This is a genomic window from Sorangium sp. So ce381 (assembly GCF_051473845.1).
Lineage (GTDB): Bacteria > Myxococcota_A > Polyangia > Polyangiales > Polyangiaceae > Sorangium > Sorangium atrum.
The window spans coordinates 5,042,055-5,060,243 of the sequence record NZ_CP150336.1 but is presented as its reverse complement, the minus strand read 5'-3'; the positions used below and the strand labels follow the sequence as shown (position 1 = coordinate 5,060,243).

12 protein-coding genes are annotated in these 18,189 nt (G+C 73.0%); 4 read left to right on the top strand and 8 right to left on the bottom strand.

The genetic code is table 11. The features are described 5' to 3' along the window. Nucleotides 1–4 precede the first annotated feature (4 nt). From WMF29_RS18985 to WMF29_RS18975, 3 genes are all read left to right on the top strand, one after another. Nucleotides 5–1,300 carry a fatty acid desaturase family protein gene (locus WMF29_RS18985; protein ID WP_437330193.1) on the top strand — a complete coding sequence of 432 codons (1,296 nt, stop codon included), beginning with the start codon at nt 5–7 and terminating at the stop codon, nt 1,298–1,300. Between the two features lie 84 nt (nt 1,301–1,384). Then, on the top strand, nt 1,385–1,879 hold the full coding sequence (locus tag WMF29_RS18980; protein ID WP_437330192.1) for a PaaI family thioesterase: 495 nt from the start codon (nt 1,385–1,387) through the stop codon (nt 1,877–1,879). 420 nt (nt 1,880–2,299) lie between these two features. Next, nucleotides 2,300–3,031 carry a hypothetical protein gene (locus WMF29_RS18975; protein ID WP_437330191.1) on the top strand — a complete coding sequence of 244 codons (732 nt, stop codon included), beginning with the start codon at nt 2,300–2,302 and terminating at the stop codon, nt 3,029–3,031. Nucleotides 3,032–3,040: 9 nt separating this feature from the next. Here the strand turns inward: WMF29_RS18975 and WMF29_RS18970 are convergent, their stop codons facing one another. From WMF29_RS18970 to WMF29_RS18955, 4 genes are all read right to left on the bottom strand, one after another. Then, nucleotides 3,041–4,051 (bottom strand): lipase secretion chaperone, encoded by a 1,011-nt coding sequence (locus WMF29_RS18970; protein WP_437330190.1) that lies wholly within the window; start codon nt 4,049–4,051, stop codon nt 3,041–3,043. Nucleotides 4,052–4,104: 53 nt separating this feature from the next. Continuing rightward, nucleotides 4,105–5,025: an esterase/lipase family protein gene (locus tag WMF29_RS18965; protein WP_437330189.1), complete on the bottom strand. Its 921-nt coding sequence runs from the start codon at nt 5,023–5,025 to the stop codon at nt 4,105–4,107. A gap of 419 nt (nt 5,026–5,444) precedes the next feature. Continuing rightward, on the bottom strand, nt 5,445–9,611 hold the full coding sequence (locus WMF29_RS18960) for a serine/threonine-protein kinase (RefSeq protein ID WP_437330188.1): 4,167 nt from the start codon (nt 9,609–9,611) through the stop codon (nt 5,445–5,447). A gap of 1 nt (nt 9,612) precedes the next feature. Beyond that, nucleotides 9,613–10,446 carry a hypothetical protein gene (locus WMF29_RS18955; protein ID WP_437330187.1) on the bottom strand — a complete coding sequence of 278 codons (834 nt, stop codon included), beginning with the start codon at nt 10,444–10,446 and terminating at the stop codon, nt 9,613–9,615. A 783-nt stretch (nt 10,447–11,229) separates the two neighbouring features. Here WMF29_RS18955 and WMF29_RS18950 point away from each other — a divergent pair. Beyond that, complete coding sequence (locus WMF29_RS18950; RefSeq protein WP_437330186.1) at nt 11,230–11,634, top strand: CBS domain-containing protein; 405 nt, start codon at nt 11,230–11,232, stop codon at nt 11,632–11,634. Between the two features lie 96 nt (nt 11,635–11,730). Here the strand turns inward: WMF29_RS18950 and WMF29_RS18945 are convergent, their stop codons facing one another. The 4 genes from WMF29_RS18945 to WMF29_RS18930 form a co-directional block, all read right to left on the bottom strand. Further along, complete coding sequence (locus tag WMF29_RS18945) at nt 11,731–14,496, bottom strand: hypothetical protein (protein ID WP_437330185.1); 2,766 nt, start codon at nt 14,494–14,496, stop codon at nt 11,731–11,733. A 19-nt stretch (nt 14,497–14,515) separates the two neighbouring features. Then, a complete protein-coding gene (locus WMF29_RS18940) occupies nt 14,516–16,699 on the bottom strand; it encodes a hypothetical protein (RefSeq protein WP_437330184.1) in 2,184 nt (727 codons plus the stop codon). A 302-nt stretch (nt 16,700–17,001) separates the two neighbouring features. Beyond that, nucleotides 17,002–17,814, bottom strand: a complete 813-nt coding sequence (locus tag WMF29_RS18935) for a metallophosphoesterase family protein (protein ID WP_437330183.1) — start codon at nt 17,812–17,814, stop codon at nt 17,002–17,004. 14 nt (nt 17,815–17,828) lie between these two features. Then, nucleotides 17,829–18,179, bottom strand: coding sequence for a BolA family protein (locus tag WMF29_RS18930; protein WP_437330182.1), 351 nt, complete (start codon nt 18,177–18,179; stop codon nt 17,829–17,831). Nucleotides 18,180–18,189: the final 10 nt, after the last annotated feature.

Genomic DNA, 18,189 nt, shown 5'->3' with positions numbered 1-18,189 from the left:
GGCCATGACACGCCTCGCTTCGCTCGAGACGCAGACGACGGAGATGACGGAGCTCACGATGAAGACCGATGATGCGTTTCCCCGCACCGCGCCCGCGGCGACCGACAAGGCCCCTGCCACCACCGCGCTCTCGGCCGAGGATGCCCGGCGGCTGATGGCGGGGATCAAGGCGATCCGCGCCGGCGCCTCGGCCCGGACGGGCGCGGAGGATCTCCGCCATATCAAGCGCCTGTCCCTGCTGGGCCGCGCCTTCTCCGCCCTCGGGTACGCGACGTCGGCGCTCGGGCCCAACCCGATCTCGATGATCCTCATCGCCCTTGGCCGGTTCGCCAGGTGGGTCGTTGTCGCGCATCCGGTCCTCCACAAGGCGTATGACGGCGTCGCCGGCGGCGACCCCGCCTGGAACAGCCGCACGTTCGCGCGGGGCCGGCGCAGCCTGTGGGACTGGTTCGACTGGCTGGACGCCGACGCGTGGCAGGCGCAGCACAACGTCTCTCACCACTGCTACACCGGCGACGAGCGGGACCCCGACCGCGTCGCCGTCAACATGGCGTGGCTGAAGAGCAAGCCGAAGGTCGTCCGCGCGCTCGCGCTGTTCTTGACGGCGTGCACGTGGAAGTGGCTCTACTATGGCCCTGCCACCCGGAGCGCCCTGCGCAAGCGACGCGAGCGCGCGGCCGAGGCCTCGACGGAGGGGCGTGATCGCGCGGCCTGGTCGCCCAGCGTGCTGCTCGACCGCGAGATGCTGCTCCGCTCGTACCTGCCGTATGCCCTCGTGCACTTCGTCCTCCTGCCGCTCGCGTTCCTGCCGCTCGGCCGCGGGGCAGCGCTCGGCGTGCTCGTCAACAGCGTGGCGGCGGAGCTCCTGTCGAACCTGCACAGCTTCGCGGTGATCGCGCCGACCCACACCGGCCTGGATATCCCCATCTTCGAGGGCGCCGCGCGCAGCCGTGAAGAGTACTACGTCCGGCAGATCGTCGGCTCGGTGAACTACGAGAGCCCCAGCAGCGCCGCCGACTTCCTGCGCGGCTACATGGGGTATCAGATCGAGCATCACCTCTGGCCGGACCTGCCGCTCCGGCAATACCCCGAGGTCGCGAGGGAGGTCGAGGCGCTGTGCCGGGAGGTCGGGCTCCCGTACCGCAGGGACTCGGTCTGGAGGCGGATGACGGAGATGGTCCGCGCGGTGATCAGCGACGAGGAGGTGCATGCCGCGCGCGTCGCGATCTCCGACGCCGGCGCGCGCCGCGCCGGGCGGAAGGACGGCGGCGGCCTTGAGCTCGCTGCCTTGCACGGATAGGCTCCGAGGCGCATCGATCGCGGGCTCGCGCGGACGTCACGAGCGTCACGGACGTCGGATTCAGGAACAGGGAGAGAGGGAGTCATGACGACGAATCAGGAACGACAGCTGGTGGTGACGTGGCAAGATCCTGCGCCGGCCGTGGAGAGGGTGAGATCGATGTCCGGCCTCGCCTACCTCACGGCCATGATGAACGGCGAGCTGCCGATGGCGCCCATCGCGAGCCTCCTCGGGCTGCGGGTCGCGACGGTGGAGGCCGGCCGGATCGTCATCACCGGATCTCCCGGCGAGCAGCACCACAATCCTATCGCGATGGTCCACGGCGGCTATCTGAGCACGATGCTCGACTCCGCGATGGGCTGCGCCGTGCACGCGTCCCTGGAGGCGGGGGTCGGCTACTCGACCGTCTCGCTCCAGGTCAGCTTCGTGAAGGCCCCGCGCGCCGGCGGGCCCGAGCTCATCGCCGAGGGCCGCGTCGTGCACCTCGGCAAGCGCCACGCCACCGCCGACGGGACGCTGCGCGACGCCGACGGCACCCTCTACGCGCACGCCACCACGACGTGCCTGATCCTGCGGTGAGCGCCGCACGCGATGCCCGCAGCGCACGAAGGCGGGAGAGACAGAGACACTGGGAGACAGATATACAGAGAGACAGATATACAGGGAGACGGGGAGACGGGGAGACAGAGATATAGAGATACAGAGAGACGGAGAGCGTGGCGGATCGCGGGGCATGCCCCTGCCAGCGCTCCTCGTCTGCGACGTCTTCCCGGGACGCGGGACTCGGCGCCTCTTCGCCAGGAAGCGGAGTCCCAGGGGCGCCGAGGAATCCGAGCGAATCGCAGAGAGTCGCTGTGCGCTCCTTGCTCTCTGTGCTCACTGCACCTCCCCGGCCGGATGCCGGGGGCTCGAGCGACGGGGGCGAATCGCATGTCCCGGAGGAGGCCCGTGGCTTGCTCTCTCCAGCGCAGGTGCGGTCGATGGCACCGGGAGGGGCGCATGTGGACTTCGAAGACGGGGAGAACCAGCGGTAGGTCAACAAGGGGGAAAGGCGTCGTCCAAGGGCTCGCCGGGTTTCTCGGGATCGGCCTCTGTCTCGGCGTCTCCAGCGCTTCCGCCGCTGGCACGACCCAGGCCGTCTCGCCTCAGGCCCCGGCGCAGGGTCGTGCCGCGCCGCCGCAGGGTCGCGCCGCGCCGCCGCAGCGGGCCGCGACCATCACGCAGCGCGCCCCGCAGCAGGCCGCGACCGTCACGCAGCGCGCCCCGCAGCGGGCCGCGAGCGCCACCTACGTCGCGAACCCGCGGAGGGCGCGCTGGATCATCGCGGGCGCGTCGACCCTGGGCGGCTTCTGGGCCGCGTCGGCCGTCCGCGGTGGCGCTCTCTCCCTCGGACAGCCGGAGGTGCGGATCCGGCTGGTGCCGCAGTGCTCCCAGGGCGCCTGCTTCCTCGTCCGGCGCCTCGAACGCACCTCGGCCAACCCCGCCTCGCTGCTGATCCCCCTCGCGGGTCCGTGGATCCACCTCGGCACGGGGCGGCCGACGGCGGCCAGCGCGGTCGGCCTCTCCCTCCTCGGCGCAGGGCAAGCCGTCGGCCTGGGGATGCTGCTCGGCGGCGTCGCCATGCCTCGGCAGCTGCGCGTGCCGCTGCAGCGCGGCCAGGTCCTCCAGGTGGGCGCAGCCCCGCTCGTCACCCCCGGCGGGCTCGGGCTCTCGATCAGCGGATCGATGTAGGCCCGGCCGTCACCGGGCGAGACCCAGGATCGCCCCCACGCGCAGCCGCTCCTCGGGCGTGAACGAGCGCTCGAGGAGCGCCTCCTCGGCGGAGCGCCGCGCGTCGGGATCGGCCACCGTCGCCTCGATGTCGGCGCGCGCGCCGGCGAAGGCGTCGAGGCGCTGCCGCCAGGCCGCCCGCTGCCGATCGAGCTCCGCGAGCCGGTCCGCGGCCTCGGGGCCCACCGTCGCGACCCGGTGCGCGTGCATCTCCTCGTCCGAGGCGCCCGCGTCCCGGAGCGCCTGCTCATCGGCCTGCTGCGCGAGCGGGCGCGTCGCCGCCTCGCGCGCCTCGCGGACGGGCTCCGGGAGCGCCGCCTCGACGTCGGCGATCCGCGCGTCGCGCTCCTCCGGCGAGAGGGCCTCGTCCGCGAGGATGCGGGACTCCTCGATCGCCGCCTCGATCTCCCGCTCCTCGTCGCCGAACAGCCGCTCCGCGGCCTCCTCGCCGAACCATGCGCGCCGGATCTCGCGCAGCGCGGCGAGGCGCGCCGCCGGATCGGCCTCCTGCTCCACGCGCGCGCCGGCGGCCGCCTCGCGGTAGCCGAGGTACCGGTCGAGGAGCGCGATCGCCTGCTCCGCGGCGCGCCCCGCGGCCCGCTCCCGGATCGCCGCGACGATGCGGCCCCTGATCGCCTGCGCCGGCTCCTCGCCGGTGGCGCTGAGGAAGTAGTCGAACAGCCCGAGCAGCTCCGGGCCGACGACCAGATCGCCGCGCTCGTCGACGGTCACCGCGCCGTCGACGTCGGTGCCGCGGAGCGAGGGCGGCGCGGCGTTCGTCGGCGGGCGCGGCGCCGCGGAGGGCCGCGAGACCGACAGCGCCTGCCGGAGGCGCGTGGGAGACGGCGCCACCGAGAGCGCGGGCAGCGTCTCCTTCCGACCGACGCGCGCGGCCCCGTTCGACCGGCCGGAGGGCGCGGCCTGCCGGTGCCGCTCCCCCGAGACGAGGCGCCCCACGCCGATCGTCGCGACGAGCGCCATGGCCACGAGTAGAGCTGTCCTGCGACGACGCACCACGAAGGGCCCCCAGGAGGCTAGAGACCGATGCCCTTCAGCCGGCTCGCGTGCGACCGGAACACGGACTTCGGGTTCGGCCCAGACAGGTTGATAAACCCGAAGAGCTGATTGACCTCGTCGAGGTGGTTCATCCCATAGTCGTCCCGGAGCACCACCCCGAAATGGGAGCTGCACCTGCCCACCATCCCGTCGTTCGACTCCGAATACAGCTTGGAGATGAGCCCGAGCGTCAGGTCGGTCGGGTCGATGAGGCTCGTGACGATCGATGTCCCCGACCACGAGAAGAAGCGCACGCCGCCCTCCTCGGCGGGGCCCTGCCCGCACCGGCCGTCGGGCAGCCCGGCCGGGTAACGCGCGTTGAACTCGCGCATCCCGGCCGCGGAGAGCGACCTGACGGCGGCGATCGAGTCCTGGGGCGCCGTGTGCCCGCTGAGCAGGCTGAGCACCGCGCCGACGCTGTTGGCGAGGAACGAGAGCGCCCCCTCCGCGAACCCGCCCTCCCGCAGGTTCTCCTGGAGGAAACTGGCGAGCTCGGCCCCCTGATGCGGAGACCCGATGGTGGTCACCGAGGCAATGAGATCCGGCCGCACCGCGGCGACATACCGGGCGTCGAGCCCGCCATGGCTGTGCCCGACCAGGTTGACCTTCCCGCTCCCGGTGCGCGCGACGATATCCTCGACCTGCGCGAGCAGCGCCTCCCCCCGCGCCTCGGTGCTGTCGAACTGGGGCACCTCGGTGGCATACACCTCCGATCCGCCGGCGCGCAGCGCCGCCGCGATCCCACCGAAGTAGTCGATCACCCCGAACATCGCCTTGAAGCCGGCCATTCCGTGACAGAGCACGATCGGATACCGCGTCTGTGCATAGCTCTTCATCGCCAGCGCGCCCTCGCCGACCTCGCCGACCTCGTCGCGCTCGGCGTCCGCCGGCTCGTCCATCGACGCGACGCATCCTTGCGAGAGCAGCACCACGACGGCTCCCGCCGTGCACCGCAATGCGTCAATCCACATTCGGCGCCCGGCCCATCGTTTTCTCTCGACTCTCTCCTGATTTCGAGCGGGTGTGACGGCGGTGGGGAGTGCAGCGCGCGTGCTGGAGGAATGAGCTCGTCTGATCACCTGTCACCTCTGATAGAGTATTTTTTTAATTCGAATCAAGCAGAACTCACAGGCTCTCAGCGCAACAAGCACCTCGCGTACCCTGGACAATCGGCAGGCCGGTGTCCTCCCCTCCACAGGTCACGTCGGTCCAGGCGGCGCGACAGGGCATCAGCGCAGGGGCGCCCAACCCCCCATGTCGCGGCGAGGGCCGGGGACACGCGGGCGGACGAGGCGGAGGGCGCGAGCCCTCGGGGCGGCTAGGTCGCCGTCGCGCCGAGCGCGCCGAGGACGATGCGCGCGTTCTCGGGCACCGCCGTCAGGAACCGCTCGCGCCGCCGCGGGTCCGCGATCCGCCGCGCCCGCGCGAGCAGGAGCTCCCTGGCCTCCGAGAGCACGGCGGACGCCTCGCCGTGGGCGCCGGACGCCGCGAGCGCCTCGGCGTAGGCGAGCCGCACGAGCGACTCCCCTTCTTCCAGGGATCCGAGCGCCGCGAGCTCGCCGAACGCCGCCCGCGCCGCGCCGAGCGCCGCCGCGACCTCGCCCGCGGCGAGCAGCGCCCGCGCGCGCACCGCCACGGCGGCCGCGCGCAGCCGGGGGGCCACGTGCAGCGCCGCCTCGGCCGCGCGCGCCTCCCGCTCGGCGGTCGCGGCGTCGCCGGAGAGGAGCGCTATCTTCGCGAGGTAGGTCCGCGCCACGCCCTCCATGCGGAGGTCGCCGCGCCGCTGGAACGCCTCCACCGCACGCCGCTCGACGAGCAGCGCCTCGTCGAGCTTGCCGAGCAGCCCGAGCGCGTGGCCGAGGTTGTGCAGCGCCACCGTCTCGAGCTCGCGCAGCCCCATCCGGTCGGCGGCCTCCAGGGCGGCGCGCAGGACGGACTCGGCCGCCCCGAGCTCGCCGAGCTCGGCGTAGATGAAGCCGAGGTTCGCGCCGATCACGCACGCGCTGCGCCTGTCCCCGGCCTGCTCGAAGGCCGCGAGCGCCGCCTCCAGGCCATCGAGGCACGCCTCGGGATCGCCGCCGGCCGAGGCGCGGATCGCCCGGAGCTGCTGCGCGATCGCGACGAGCTCGGCGTCCGGCGGCGGAGGCGCGCGGAGGTCCTCGTCGATGCGCGCGAGCAGCGCGTCGGCCTCGGCGTAACGGCCGCCGAAGACGAGCTGCGCGCCGCACTCGCAGAAGCACGCGATCCGGGCGCGGCGCAGCGCGGCCGCGCTGGAGGACAGCGCCCCGGACGCGGCGGACGGCGGCCCCGCGGGCGCGGCGGAGGTCGGCGCCGGAGGCGCGCAGGACGGCGGCGCCGCGGACATCCCCTCGGCCACGGCGGCCCACCGCGCCACGCGGTCGACCGCGCCGAGCTTCCCGGCCGCGGCGGCGATCTGGGTGACCGCCCGGAACCACCCGGCGCAGCCGGTGGGGAGCAGCTCGGCCGCGGACGCGCCCAGCTCCTCGGCCGCCGCGAGGTCGCCCGTCCAGACGCTGGCCTCGGCCGCGACCAGCCGGAGCGCGCCGAGATCCTCGCCCTCGGCGCCGCACGCCTCGCCGCACGCGGCGCGCTCGATCGCGGCGCGCAGGTCGTTCGCCTCGAGCGACTGCTCGGCCGCGCGGCGGTACCAGCGCACCGCGCGGCCGGGCTCTCCGCCGCGGCGGAAGTGCTCCGCCACGCCCCCCGGATCGGCGGAGGCGCTCCGCTCGAGCCACGCGCCCGCGAGCCGGTGTCCGAGGGCGCGATCGCGCTCGGTCAGCATGGCGTACGCGGCCTCGCGGACGAGCGTGTGGCGGAAGACGTAGTCGACGGCGTCGGCGAGGCCCGCCGACGCCGAGGCCGGCGCGACGAGCTCGCGGTCGGCGAGCGCCGTCAGCCAGGCCTCCACGTCGGCGAGGCGCTCCTCGCCGCCGAGCAGCGCCGCGACGCCGCGCTTCGAGAAGCGATCGCCGAAGATGCTGGCCGCCCGGAGCACGCGCTTGCCCTCGTTGCCCTCGGCGTCGAGCCGCGCCTCCACCGTGCCGAGCACCGAGTCGGGCAGGAGCTCCTCCTTGCCGCTCGCGACCGCGCGGATGAGCTCTTCCAGGTAGAACGGGTTGCCGCCGGCGCGCTCGACGAGGTGCGCCACCACGCCCTCGGGCACGGGCTCGCCGAGCGCGGCGCGCACGAGCTCCGCGCTCGCGCGGCGAGGCAGCGGGCCGAGCTTGATCGTCTGCACCTCGCGCTCGGCCCACAGGCTCGGGAACTGCCGGTGGACGTCCGGGCGCGCGAGCGCGAGCAGCATGAGCGGGAGCTCGCGGAGGTTCCGCAGCGTCGCGTCGAGCAGGCGCACGGTGGCGGCGTCGCCCCAGTGCAGGTCCTCGAGCGCGAGGAGCACGGGGCGCGCGGCGCACTCGGCGGCGAGCCAGTCCTCCCAGGCGGCCCCCACGCCGTCGCTCATGCCGGTGGCGCTCTGGCGCGCCGCCCGCACCATGCGTGCGTGCTCCGGCGACGGCGCGCCGGTGATCTCGCCGAGGAACGCCGCCGCGCGATCGAGCGCCGGGCCGCCCAGGTGACGCCCGAGCCGCTGCTTCAGCTTGCGCTGCCGCGCCCACGCCGGGTCGCGCGCGCGGAGGCCGGCGGCCCGGCAGAGCACGTCCGCGATCATGCCGAACGGCGAGCCGGGAGAGCCCGAGTCGGCGCGGCCCCAGAGGATCTCGATCGGCTCGTCCCGCTGCCGCAGGGTGGCGAAGAGCTCCAGGCGGAGCCGGGACTTGCCGGCGCCGGGCGGCCCGAGGACGAGCACCGCGCTCGCGAGCGCCTCGGAGATGCAGCCGGCGAGCACGCCGTGGAGCATCGAGAGCTCGCGGGCGCGGCCGACGCACGGGGTGCGCTTCCCGAGCAGAGCGGGGGCGAGCTCGTCCACGGCGCGCTCGCCGTGAAGGACGAGCGGCCCGCTCCGCGCCGAAGGGGCGGCGTGCGCGACGACGAAGCGCGGGCCGAGCATGTCGGCGGTCGCGCGGTCGATGCGCACCGCGCGCACCTCACGTTGATCGAGCGCCGCGCGGAGCTCGGCGAGGCCGCGGTCGATGACGTCGCCCTCGGCGAGGCCCGCGGAGATGACGCCCCGCCCCGTGATGACGCAGAGCGGTGCGCCCGGGAGCTCGGCGCGGAGGGCGAGCGCGCACTGGGCGGCGCGCTCGGCGCGATCCACGGCGCTGCCGTGGCCGGACATCATGACGAGCTCCACGCCCGGGACGAGCTGCGTGAGCCTGCCGCCGTGGAGCTCGACGAGCGAGCGGATCTCCGCGGCCCGCGCGCTCGTCGTGGGCGGCTGCGACCTGCTCGATCCGGGAGGCGGCTGCGACCTGCAAGAGGCGGGCGGCGGCTGCGACCTGCAAGAGGCGGGCGGCAGCTGCGACCTGCGCGAGCCGGGCGGCGGCTCGCCAGGGGCCTCCTGGGCCGGCTGCGGCGCCCGGGCTGCGCCGTGGCCGGGCTCGCCGAGGAAGACGAGGCTCACCACGCGCTGCTCGCCCAGGGTGAGGGCGGCGCGGTCGCGCGGGGCGAGGCCGTGGGCCGGCGCGTCCAGCGGCGCGCCGCCCGAGAGCGTCGGCGCGTCGGGCGGCGCGGTCCACCCGCCCCCCATCGCGGCGATCCGGTCGAGCTCGGCCGCGACCTCGGCGCCGTCGCGCGGGCGGTCGCCGGGCTGCCTGGAGAGCATGCGCGCGACGAGCTCGTCGAGCGGCGCAGGCGCGTCCGCGCGCACGTCGCGGAGGCGGGGCGGATCCATCAGCAGCACCCTGCTGAGCGCGGCCATCGGGCTCGCGCCCGCGAAGGCGGGGCGGCCGGCGAGGCACTCGAAGAGGACGCACCCGAGGGAGAACACGTCGCCGCGCGGGTCGGGCGCGCTGTGCGCCTCGACCTGCTCCGGGGCCATGTACCCCGGCGTGCCGAGGACGCCGCCGGTGGCGGTGACGCGCCCGGCGTCGCTGCTGGGCCGCGCGATGCCGAAATCGACGAGCTTGACCCGCCCGGCGTCCCCGCCCGGGAGGAAGAGGTTGCTCGGCTTGATGTCGCGGTGGACGATGCCGCGCGCGTGCGCGAACGCCAGGGCGTCGGCGGCCCGGCGCACGAGCAAGAGCCCCTCGCCCGCCGGCAGGACGCGGCGCGCGAGGCGCGCGGCGAGGTCCTCGCCGTCGAGCCACTCCATGGCGAGGTAGCGATCGCCTTCCGGGGTGCTGCCGTGCGCGACGTAGCGCACGATGCCCGGGTGGACGAGCGCGGCGAGGAGGGCGGCCTCCCGCTCGAACCGCTCGATCTGGATCTCGTTCCTCAGGCGGACGATCTTGAGGGCGACCGCCGCGCCGCCGAGGCGGTCGTATGCCTTGTAGACGGTGCCCATCCCTCCGGAGGCGGCCTCGCCCTCGACGGCGAAGCGCCCCGCGATGATCTCCGCGTGGCCCACGTCAGTCGTCCATGAGGAACACGGTGACGGAGCCGGGGTTCGGCGTCTTCTCGACGATGAGCTTGCCCGAGCTGCTGCGGATCTTGCCGCGGCAGTTCGGGAAGCTCCCGTCGCTGTTCGGCGCGTCGCACAGGCTGCCGCACGAGCCGGCGACCTGGATCGCACACGTCTCGAGCGACGGCCCGCAGGAGCGCACGAGCGACGAAGGCTCGGGGGGGAGGCACGCGTGGTAGCGGCGCTGCGGCGCGAAGATGTTGCCGTAGTAGGTGGCCTCGCGCCTCGGGTAGGCCGCGCGCTCGCCCTTGTCGGCCCGGAGCTCCTTGCGATCCCCGCGGACGGAGATGCTCACCCTGTGCCCGAGATAGTTGACGCGGGCGAGGACGCAGCCGCTGACCCAGGACCGGCAAGCTTCGTCGCAGGCGCCGCCCTCCTCGCCCCAGCTCGCCGCGAGCCCGAGCTCCCCCGGGAAGGAGAACTCGTCGTCGCCGACGGCGACGGTGAAGCCTTCGCCCGCGGGGAGCGCGCAGCCCGCGACGTACTTCAGCAGGGTGCGCGCGGCCGGGTCACGGAGCGCCTCGGCCGTGAGCGGGTGGCCGGAGAGCGCCTCGGCCGTGAGCGCGTTCGAGATCAGCGCCTTCGACGTCAGCGCGTTCGACGTCAGCGCGTTCGACGTCAACGCGTTCGACGTCAGCGCGTTCGCCGTCTGAGCGGCCTGGGACGCGGCGTCCCCGGCGTCCTCGGCCGGAGCGTCCGGATCGAGCGCCACCGCGCACGCGCTCGCGAAGAGCGCCGCGATGGCCAGGAGGAGTGCAGCTAGCTTCCGCGAATGCTCCATGGATAACGCCCCCCTGGGATGCCCATGAGCGCATGGCCCACGAGCTCCCGAAACGACCGGCGCCGAGGCGCGGGCCAAGGGGTGCGCGCGTCGAACGCCGGTGCGTGATCTTGTTCAGATGCACGAGCCGCGAAGAAGCCCACGAGTCGGAGCGGCCGATGGGGCCATCTCCGCTACAGCGACAAATGGAAAGATGTCACTGATACCCCGCCGGGCAAAGACCGACGCGCACGCAAGGGTCGCTTTTTTTGTGTCGAGGTGCGATCGCTCTGTTGGCGCTGTCGGCGCGAGACTCCCGCTCTGTCCAAGGCATCATGGACAGCGATGCTGGCACCGGGGACGGAGGAGCGATGGGGCGAGGTCGAAGTGCGATTGACGGCGACACGATGGCCTGTCGCTGACAGCCAACCTTCCGGCCGGGAGGCGCCCCGAAAGGCGCTCGGCGGGCCCGATCCATCCGAGCGGACGACGGCCTGGGCCTGCGCCTCCCGGGCCCCCGCGGTCGGCTTCCTGAGCTCCCTCGACGGACCTGCGGGCCGCCGGGGCGGCCGGCAGGAGGCGCCGAGGCCGGCCGAGCGCCGAGCCGACCGGTGCGTCGCGCCCCACGGCCGTCCGCAGCGGTCGCTCGACGGAGGGCATGCGCGAGGCCCGGCGTGGGCGTGGATCGGCGTGAGACGTGGGACGTGTGACGTGTGAAAGGACGGCGGCTGACCGGGCTGCTCGGCGCGGTGCGTCGGCGCGCACTTGACGCCGCTGCGTGTCGAGCATTACATGCCCCGGACCATGAAGGGCCATGCGCGCAATCTGATGACCGAGCGCGTGATCGCTTTGGAGCACGGCACGCCGGTCCTCGACATGTTGCAGCTGTTCGCCAACCATCGCCTGAGCGGCGCGCCGGTCATCGACGAGGGGCACCGCATCATCGGGTTCGTCAGCGAGACGGATCTCCTGGGCGTGCTCCTGCGCAAGGAGTACGCAGGCATGACGGCTGCAGACGTGATGAGCACCCCGCCCATCTGCGTGGACGAGTTCATGCCCACGGACGAGGTGATGACCCTGCTGCGCGCGAACCGGATCCACCACCTGCCGGTGGTGCGCGAGGGGCGCCTCGTCGGGATCATCACCCCGCAGGACATCCTGCGCTATTTCGTGGAGTGCGTGATGCCGCTCCCGCCGACCACCGCCTGACGTCGCGCGCCCGCCGGCGCGAGGCGGCGCGAGGCGCGAGGGGGACCGAGGACACCTCCCTCCCCGCGCGGCGCCCGACGCTGACGCGGCGGTGGGTCAATGTAGACGAGAGGTCACGAACCACTCCGGGGAGATGTACCCGTCGGGGCTCGAGATGGGGATCGTGCAGGTCTCGTCGAGCGCGGTATAGGACTCGATCCGCGTCTCCGTGTCGAGGTATCCGACCGCCGATGCGGTGTTGCACGCATCGTACCCAGGCGGCGCGCCGCCCCCATCGTCGAAGCGCGCGCACTCGGCGTGGGAGAGCACCGCGTAGTGCAGGTGCGAGTTGCCCGGATCGCAGGGGAAGCTGTCCTCCGCCGGGCACTCCGTCCACTTGGCGTCGCAATAGAGGTTGTGTTGCCTCGGGATGTCGTCCCAATAGGCGATCTTCCCGAGCGGCGTGTCGGTGCCGACGTCCTGTCCCACGAGGGCCATCGCCAGCTCATCCACGTCGAGGTGCCCGTAGAAGGAGCAGAACCGCTTCTCCTCGCCGTTCTCCTTGAAGCGGTGCTCGACGAGCGCGATGCCGAGGTACTGCGAGCAGTTGATGCCCGCCCGGAGGAGCTTGCCAGGGGCGATCGGGAAGACGTAGGTGCCCTCCGTCCGGCCGCTCGCCTTGCCGATGTCCTCGCCGAGGTGCCGGCCGTCATTCCAGTCCGGCTTGTGGCCTATGTTCTGGATCATCTTGTGGTCGGGAAAGGGGAACTGGAGGGTGCCTGTGGGCGCGATGCACGCGTCGTTCACCCTCTCGTTGATCATGCACCCCATGGGGCAGTAGGTCGCGTGATCGAAGCGGTAGACCCGCGTCCTCTCCCGCCCGTTCCGGCCGTCGCCTTCGCGCCCCTCGCACGGCACCCAGCGCGTCGCGGCGCCGTCCTCGCGCTCGCAATACGCCTTGCAGGTGTAGAGCATCCACGGGTCCCCCGCGGCGTGCAGGCCGGGGTTGTGGCCGCAGTAGGCAGGGTCGTTCAGGAGGACGTCATCGCTGTTGTTGCACAGGATCGCCTCCGGGTCGGAGGTGATGTCGCTGCACGTGTTGCCGAAGAACTCCGCGATCGACCTGCAGAACGAGCTCTGGGTCCCGTACGGATCCGGGCCGCAGATCCCGCACGCCGTGCCGCACGAGATCCCCGTGGCGTGCCAGCCGTCGGGGCGGTAGAGCTGCCGATCGCGGCACTCGAACACCTGCCCGCCGCGGCCGCAGACGCTCGCGCCCCGCCGCCGCGACGTCACAGGGACCTCGTTCCCCTGGTAATCGACGATCGCGTCGCAGCGCGACGACGGGCTCGCCTCGGGCGCCGGATCCGGGATCCCGAACGGCTCCTGATCCGACGTGGCATCACACACGTCGTGGTGGGTCTTGGCGCCGCGCGGAAGGCACGCCGCGGAGCACTCCTCGTACGGCACCGGACGGCCCACGACGGCCTTTGTGGACTCCTCGGACGGCGGACAGTACGTCCAACCATCGTAGGCGCACTGGTACAAGGTCCCGACGCGACCGGTGACCCCGTGTTGCCCGCAGAACAGATGGCGGCAGTAGCGGTTGCCGTCCGGCCCCGCGGCGGTGTACACCGCGTCGGGGACCGCGGGGCACCCCTCGTCGCAGCGGTCCCAGTCGCGGATCGTCCTGGCGCCGTCCTGGGGCTGCGCGCCGGTGACCTCGTGGTAGTGCATGCCCGGCAGCTCCCGCACGGGCTTGCACTCGCCGCTGCCGCCGAGCGCGGAGCAGTCGCGATAAGGCACAGGGCGGGCGCCCGGCCCGGGGCAGGCGAAGAGCTGCGTCGCCTTTCCCTTGATGCGGATCAAGGGCTCGCCAAAGCTCCGCGCCAGGTCGTTGTTCCAGGGGCTACGAAAGATCTGATCACCGCAGAAGGTCTGGCCTCGCTCGACCGACTTCCATTTCCCGTCCTTGTCCTGGAACTGCTCCGGGCAGCGGCCGAACTCCGCGCCCTCGTCCTCCGGCTTGCCTGGCTCGCAGGGGCGATTGAGGTCGAGCCACCCCGCTTCTCCGCAGATCCATTCGCTGCGGTTGCCGTGCCCGAGGCCGCAGATCGTCTCGCCGCACGCGGTCGTGGTCACCTCGTTGTCGAAGCTGTCCTGCACCCCGCGGCAGGCGCTGCAGGTGCCTGCGCCCTGCGCGCACGAGAGCCCCAGGCTCTGCCACCCGTCCGCGGTGCACACCATCTTCACCCCCTCGCTGCCAGCGCCGGTCGGGAAACACACGCGTTGCCCGCAGGTGCGCGGGATGTGCTCGCCGCCGGCCACGGGCGGGACCTCGCACGGGCACTCGCTGGTCGCGGCTTCGGTGCACGCCCCGCGCCGGCAGCCCCCCTCGCAGATCGTCCACTCGAGCGGGATCTGCCCCGCGCCCGCGCACTGGTACAGGGCCGCGGGCTCGCCGTTCACGACGTCCGCGCCGCAGAAGGTTCCTGCGCCAGGACAGGAGAGATCACCGCACCTGTTCCCCGGGAAGCTGCGCCAGTTGTCGTTCGCGCCGAGGTCGACGCAGTGATAGGCGATGAGGTCGCGCCCGCACACGAAGCTGTCACACCGGGTGTCCTCGATCGGGATCGCCTCGCCGTTGTAATAAAAGCCGCCGCTGCACGCGCACGCGTCGTCGTTCGCCTGCGCGCCCAGGGGCGGCGCCGCGACGGCGGGCGGGGGCGGCTCCCTGCCGCAGCCCATGCCGGCCACCACCCCGGCGGCGAGCAGCACGGCGAGCGTCCCGAGGAGGCGCACCGCCGGCACGCGCCGGAGGTGGCTCGGGACAGGGCTTCGGTGCGACGGATTGCGCTCGACGCGATCGTGCATGCGCTGCATCTCCCGGCTGCTCTCCAGCTCACTTCGCGATCTTGCGGACGTCCCCCGCCCGGGTCGCCCAGTAGACGAACGCCTCGTCGACGGCGATCGCGATCGCGTCGCGCTGGCCGACGGCGAGCGTCGTCACGGCGCCTCCGGCCTTCGGGACCTTGCGGATCGAGCCGACGCGGTTGGCCCAGTAGACGGCGCCGCCGTCGCCGGGATCGACGGCGATCCCGGCGGGGTTCGGCTGGTCGTCGGCGAGCACCGTGAGGTCGGCGCCGTCCTTGGCGAGCCGGAACACGAACCCGTTCGGGCTGCTCCAGAAGAGGTGTCCGGCGTCGACGGCGAGGGTGTGAGGCGTGAGGTTCGTCGTGTCCACCACCTGTCCGGACGCGATCTGGCGCCGCTCGGTGCCGTCCTTGCGGAGCTTCACGACGGTGCCGTCGGTCCGGGACCAGTAGAGGTGCTCCGCGTCGCTCGCGAGGGCGCCCCCGGGCTCGGAGAACACGCCGGTGATCTCCTGCGCGCGCTGTCCGCTCGTGAGGGCGTCGACGCGGTAGATCCCGCCCTGGGAGAGCGAGGTGAACCAGACCTCGCTGCCGTCGGTGACGACGGCCCAGGGGTCGGGGATCGCGGTGGTGAGGGGGATCGCGGCGCCGCCGGACAAGGGGTACCGGACCACGCCGGATGAGCCGGTGACGACGGCGTCGGCGCCGAGGAGCGCGATGCCCTCGAAGCGGTCGGCGCTGCAGCCCACGACCCCGGGAGGAGCCCCGTTGGCGAGGCACGTCGCGCCGCCGGAGACCTTGTCGATGCGGACGGCGATGCCGCCGGCGTGCTGGAAGCCGACCAGGTAAAGGGCGCTGTTGTCGAGGACGAGGGCCGAAGGCACCGCGAGGCCCGAGGCGAGCGAGGTGGCGCCCGGGGCGCACCCTCCGGCGCCGCAGAGGCCGCCCGCGCAGTCGTTGCCGCAGGCGCCGCAGTTGAACGGGTCCGAGGCGAGCGCGACCTCGCAGCCGTTCGCAGGCTCGCCGTCGCAATCGGCGTACCCGGCGTCGCACGCGGCTTCGCAGGCGCCCGCGACGCAGCTGGCGGCGGCGTGGAGCGCGCTGCAGGTGTTGCCGCAGGCCCCGCAGTTGTCCGCGTCGCCTTCGACGTCTGCCTCGCAGCCGTTCGCAGGCTCGCCGTCGCAGTCGGCGTGGCCGAGGTCGCACGCGAGCGAGCACCTGCCGGCCGCGCACGAGGGCGTCGCGTGCTGGTCGCCGCAGACGTTGCCGCAGACTCCGCAGTTGTCCACGTCGCTCGACGTGTCCCCGCAGTCGTCGCCGCCGCCCCCCGCGCCGTCGCTGTCGAGGCAGAGGCCGAACGCGCGGATCGAGCCGGTGAACGCCTCGCAGCGGGCATGGACGCCGGACATCGCGGCCAGATCGCACTCGAGCGCGAGCTCGGGATCGAGCGTCGCGCAGCACGTATCGAGCAGCGCCTCGCACGGGGCCGCGCTGAACGGCTCGTCCGGGGCGAGCCTCGGACAGCGGCCCGCGTCCGCTGCGCCGCCGAGGTAGTCGAGGCACCGCGCCGCGTCGGACTCCCCCGCGAGGGCGGCGCAGCGCTCGCGCGCCCCCTCGGGGAGCGAGGGACAGCACCGCTCCGACAGATAACCGCAGCTCTCGGCCGCGGGGTCGACGTCGGCGCAAAAGCCGTTGTCCTTGGCGTCGCTCTCCAGGAACCGGTGACACAGCTGCTCGTTGCCCCGGAATCCGGTCGCGTGGCACGCTTCTCTGAGCTGCGCCGGCAGCGCCGCGCAGCACGCGTCGAGCAGGCCGGCGCAGCTCGGGCCATAAGGGACCACCGGCGCGCCGCCCTCGCCGGGCCCTCCTGTGCAGAGGTCGACCGCGTTGGCGCTCGCGAGGAAATCGTCGCACGCGGCGTCGTTCTCCTGGCTCGCTGCGGCGTGGCAGCCCGCGACGAGCTCTTCGGGGAGCGCGGGGCAGCACGCTTCGTCGAGGTGTTCGCACCCTCGTCGAGACCCGCTCGCCACGGGGGCACACGCGCCGAACGCGGTGCCATCCGCGTTGCACTGCTGCGCGCCGAGCGACCCATCGGCGAGGAAACAGGCGGACAGGGCGCCTGGCGAACAGATGGCGTCGTCACCGCAATCGGCGCCGAACAAGGCGAGCGCGAGGAGGAGAGCGGGGCGGAGGCGTGAGTCGTTGCGACGCATGAGGGTCGAGAATAACGCTAAAGTGCCCCGGAATGAGGTGTCAAATGGAGTTCCCAGCCGACGCACGCCTGAAACCGACGATCAAAACCGGGCATTGGCGCGGCTCTCTCGGCCGATTCCCGGTCGGGCCGGCGACGCGCCGCGCTCACGACATCGGCTGAATCGGCGGGCGCCGGCTGAAGCATCCCCTCGACTTTCTCGTGAAGTTCACAGGGAGGTGCGGAGACGGGGAGTGAAATACCACCCATCTCCCCGCTTCCCCGTCTCCCTGTTCAATTTGCGGCTCGGGCGCCCTCCGCCCCCTACCGCCGGTCGAACTGGTACCGCGCCCGCTCGGCGCCCTCGATCTCCACGACGATGCGCTTCGGGCCGAGCCGCACGACCGCGTGCGCCGCGGCGGGGCGGCCCGGCGCGTCGTCGTCGAGGTTCTCGATCAGGCTCTGGAGCGTCACGTACGGGATGCCCCGGATCACGTCGAGGTGGTTCCAGTGCAGGTGACCGTTGAAGACGGCGAGCACGCCGTGCTCCTCGAAGATCTTCCGCATCGCGCGCCGCTCGCGCACGAGGCAGATGTGCGGGCTCCCCTCGAACCAGCGGTTGCCCCGGAGATCCTGATCGGCCGCGCTGTGGTGCATCAGCACGATCTTGGGCAGCGAGGACGCCGCGAGGTCCTCTCCGAGCCAGGCGAGCTGCTCTGGCCCGAGCGAGATGTCGTGATCCTTGCGCTCGCGCGTGTGGAGGACCGTGAAATGGAAGCCGCCGCGGTCGAAGGCGTAGTGGAGCCGCGTCGCCTCGGGTCTGCCCCAGGCCGACAGCAGCTCGGCCTCGCTCAGGTGGACCACGTCGTGGTTGCCGGCGACGTGGAAGAGCTCGGCCTTCAGGCCGCCGAGCGCGGCCATGCAGGCGCCGTAGCGCTCCCGATCGGCCTCGGGCCCCTCATCCTCGATGTCGTCGCCCAGGTTCACGACGAGATCGGGCCGCGTGACCTCGTTCATCCGCCTCACGAAGGCGCGGGTCAGCGCGGGCGCCTCGCCCGTGAGCTTGCGCAGCTTGCCCCCGAACGATGCCTCCGGGCCGAAGTGCAGGTCCGAGACGAGCGCGACGACGAGCTCCATGCGCGCCTCGCCGCTCAGCCCGACTTGGCGCCGGGCTCCGGCGCCGCCTTGGAGCCGCCCAGGCACGCGGGAGAGCGGAAGTCCGCGCCCCCCTGCCGCTCCCACTCGTCCGGTGTCATCGCGCGGATCGTCAGGGCGTGCAGCCCGGCGCGGAACTCCTCGCGCACCACGTCGTTGACGCGGCGGTGGCGATCGAGCGGGCTCAGGCCCCGGAATGCCTCGCTCACCACGAGCACCTTGAAGTGGGTCTCCGAGCCCACCGGCACGCTGTGCATGCGGCTCTCGTTCTCCACCTCGATGTGCACGGGCTCGAGCGCGCGAACGAGCTTGCCGTGGATCGACTCCTGCTTCGTCCCTGTCGTCATGGCCGCGCGA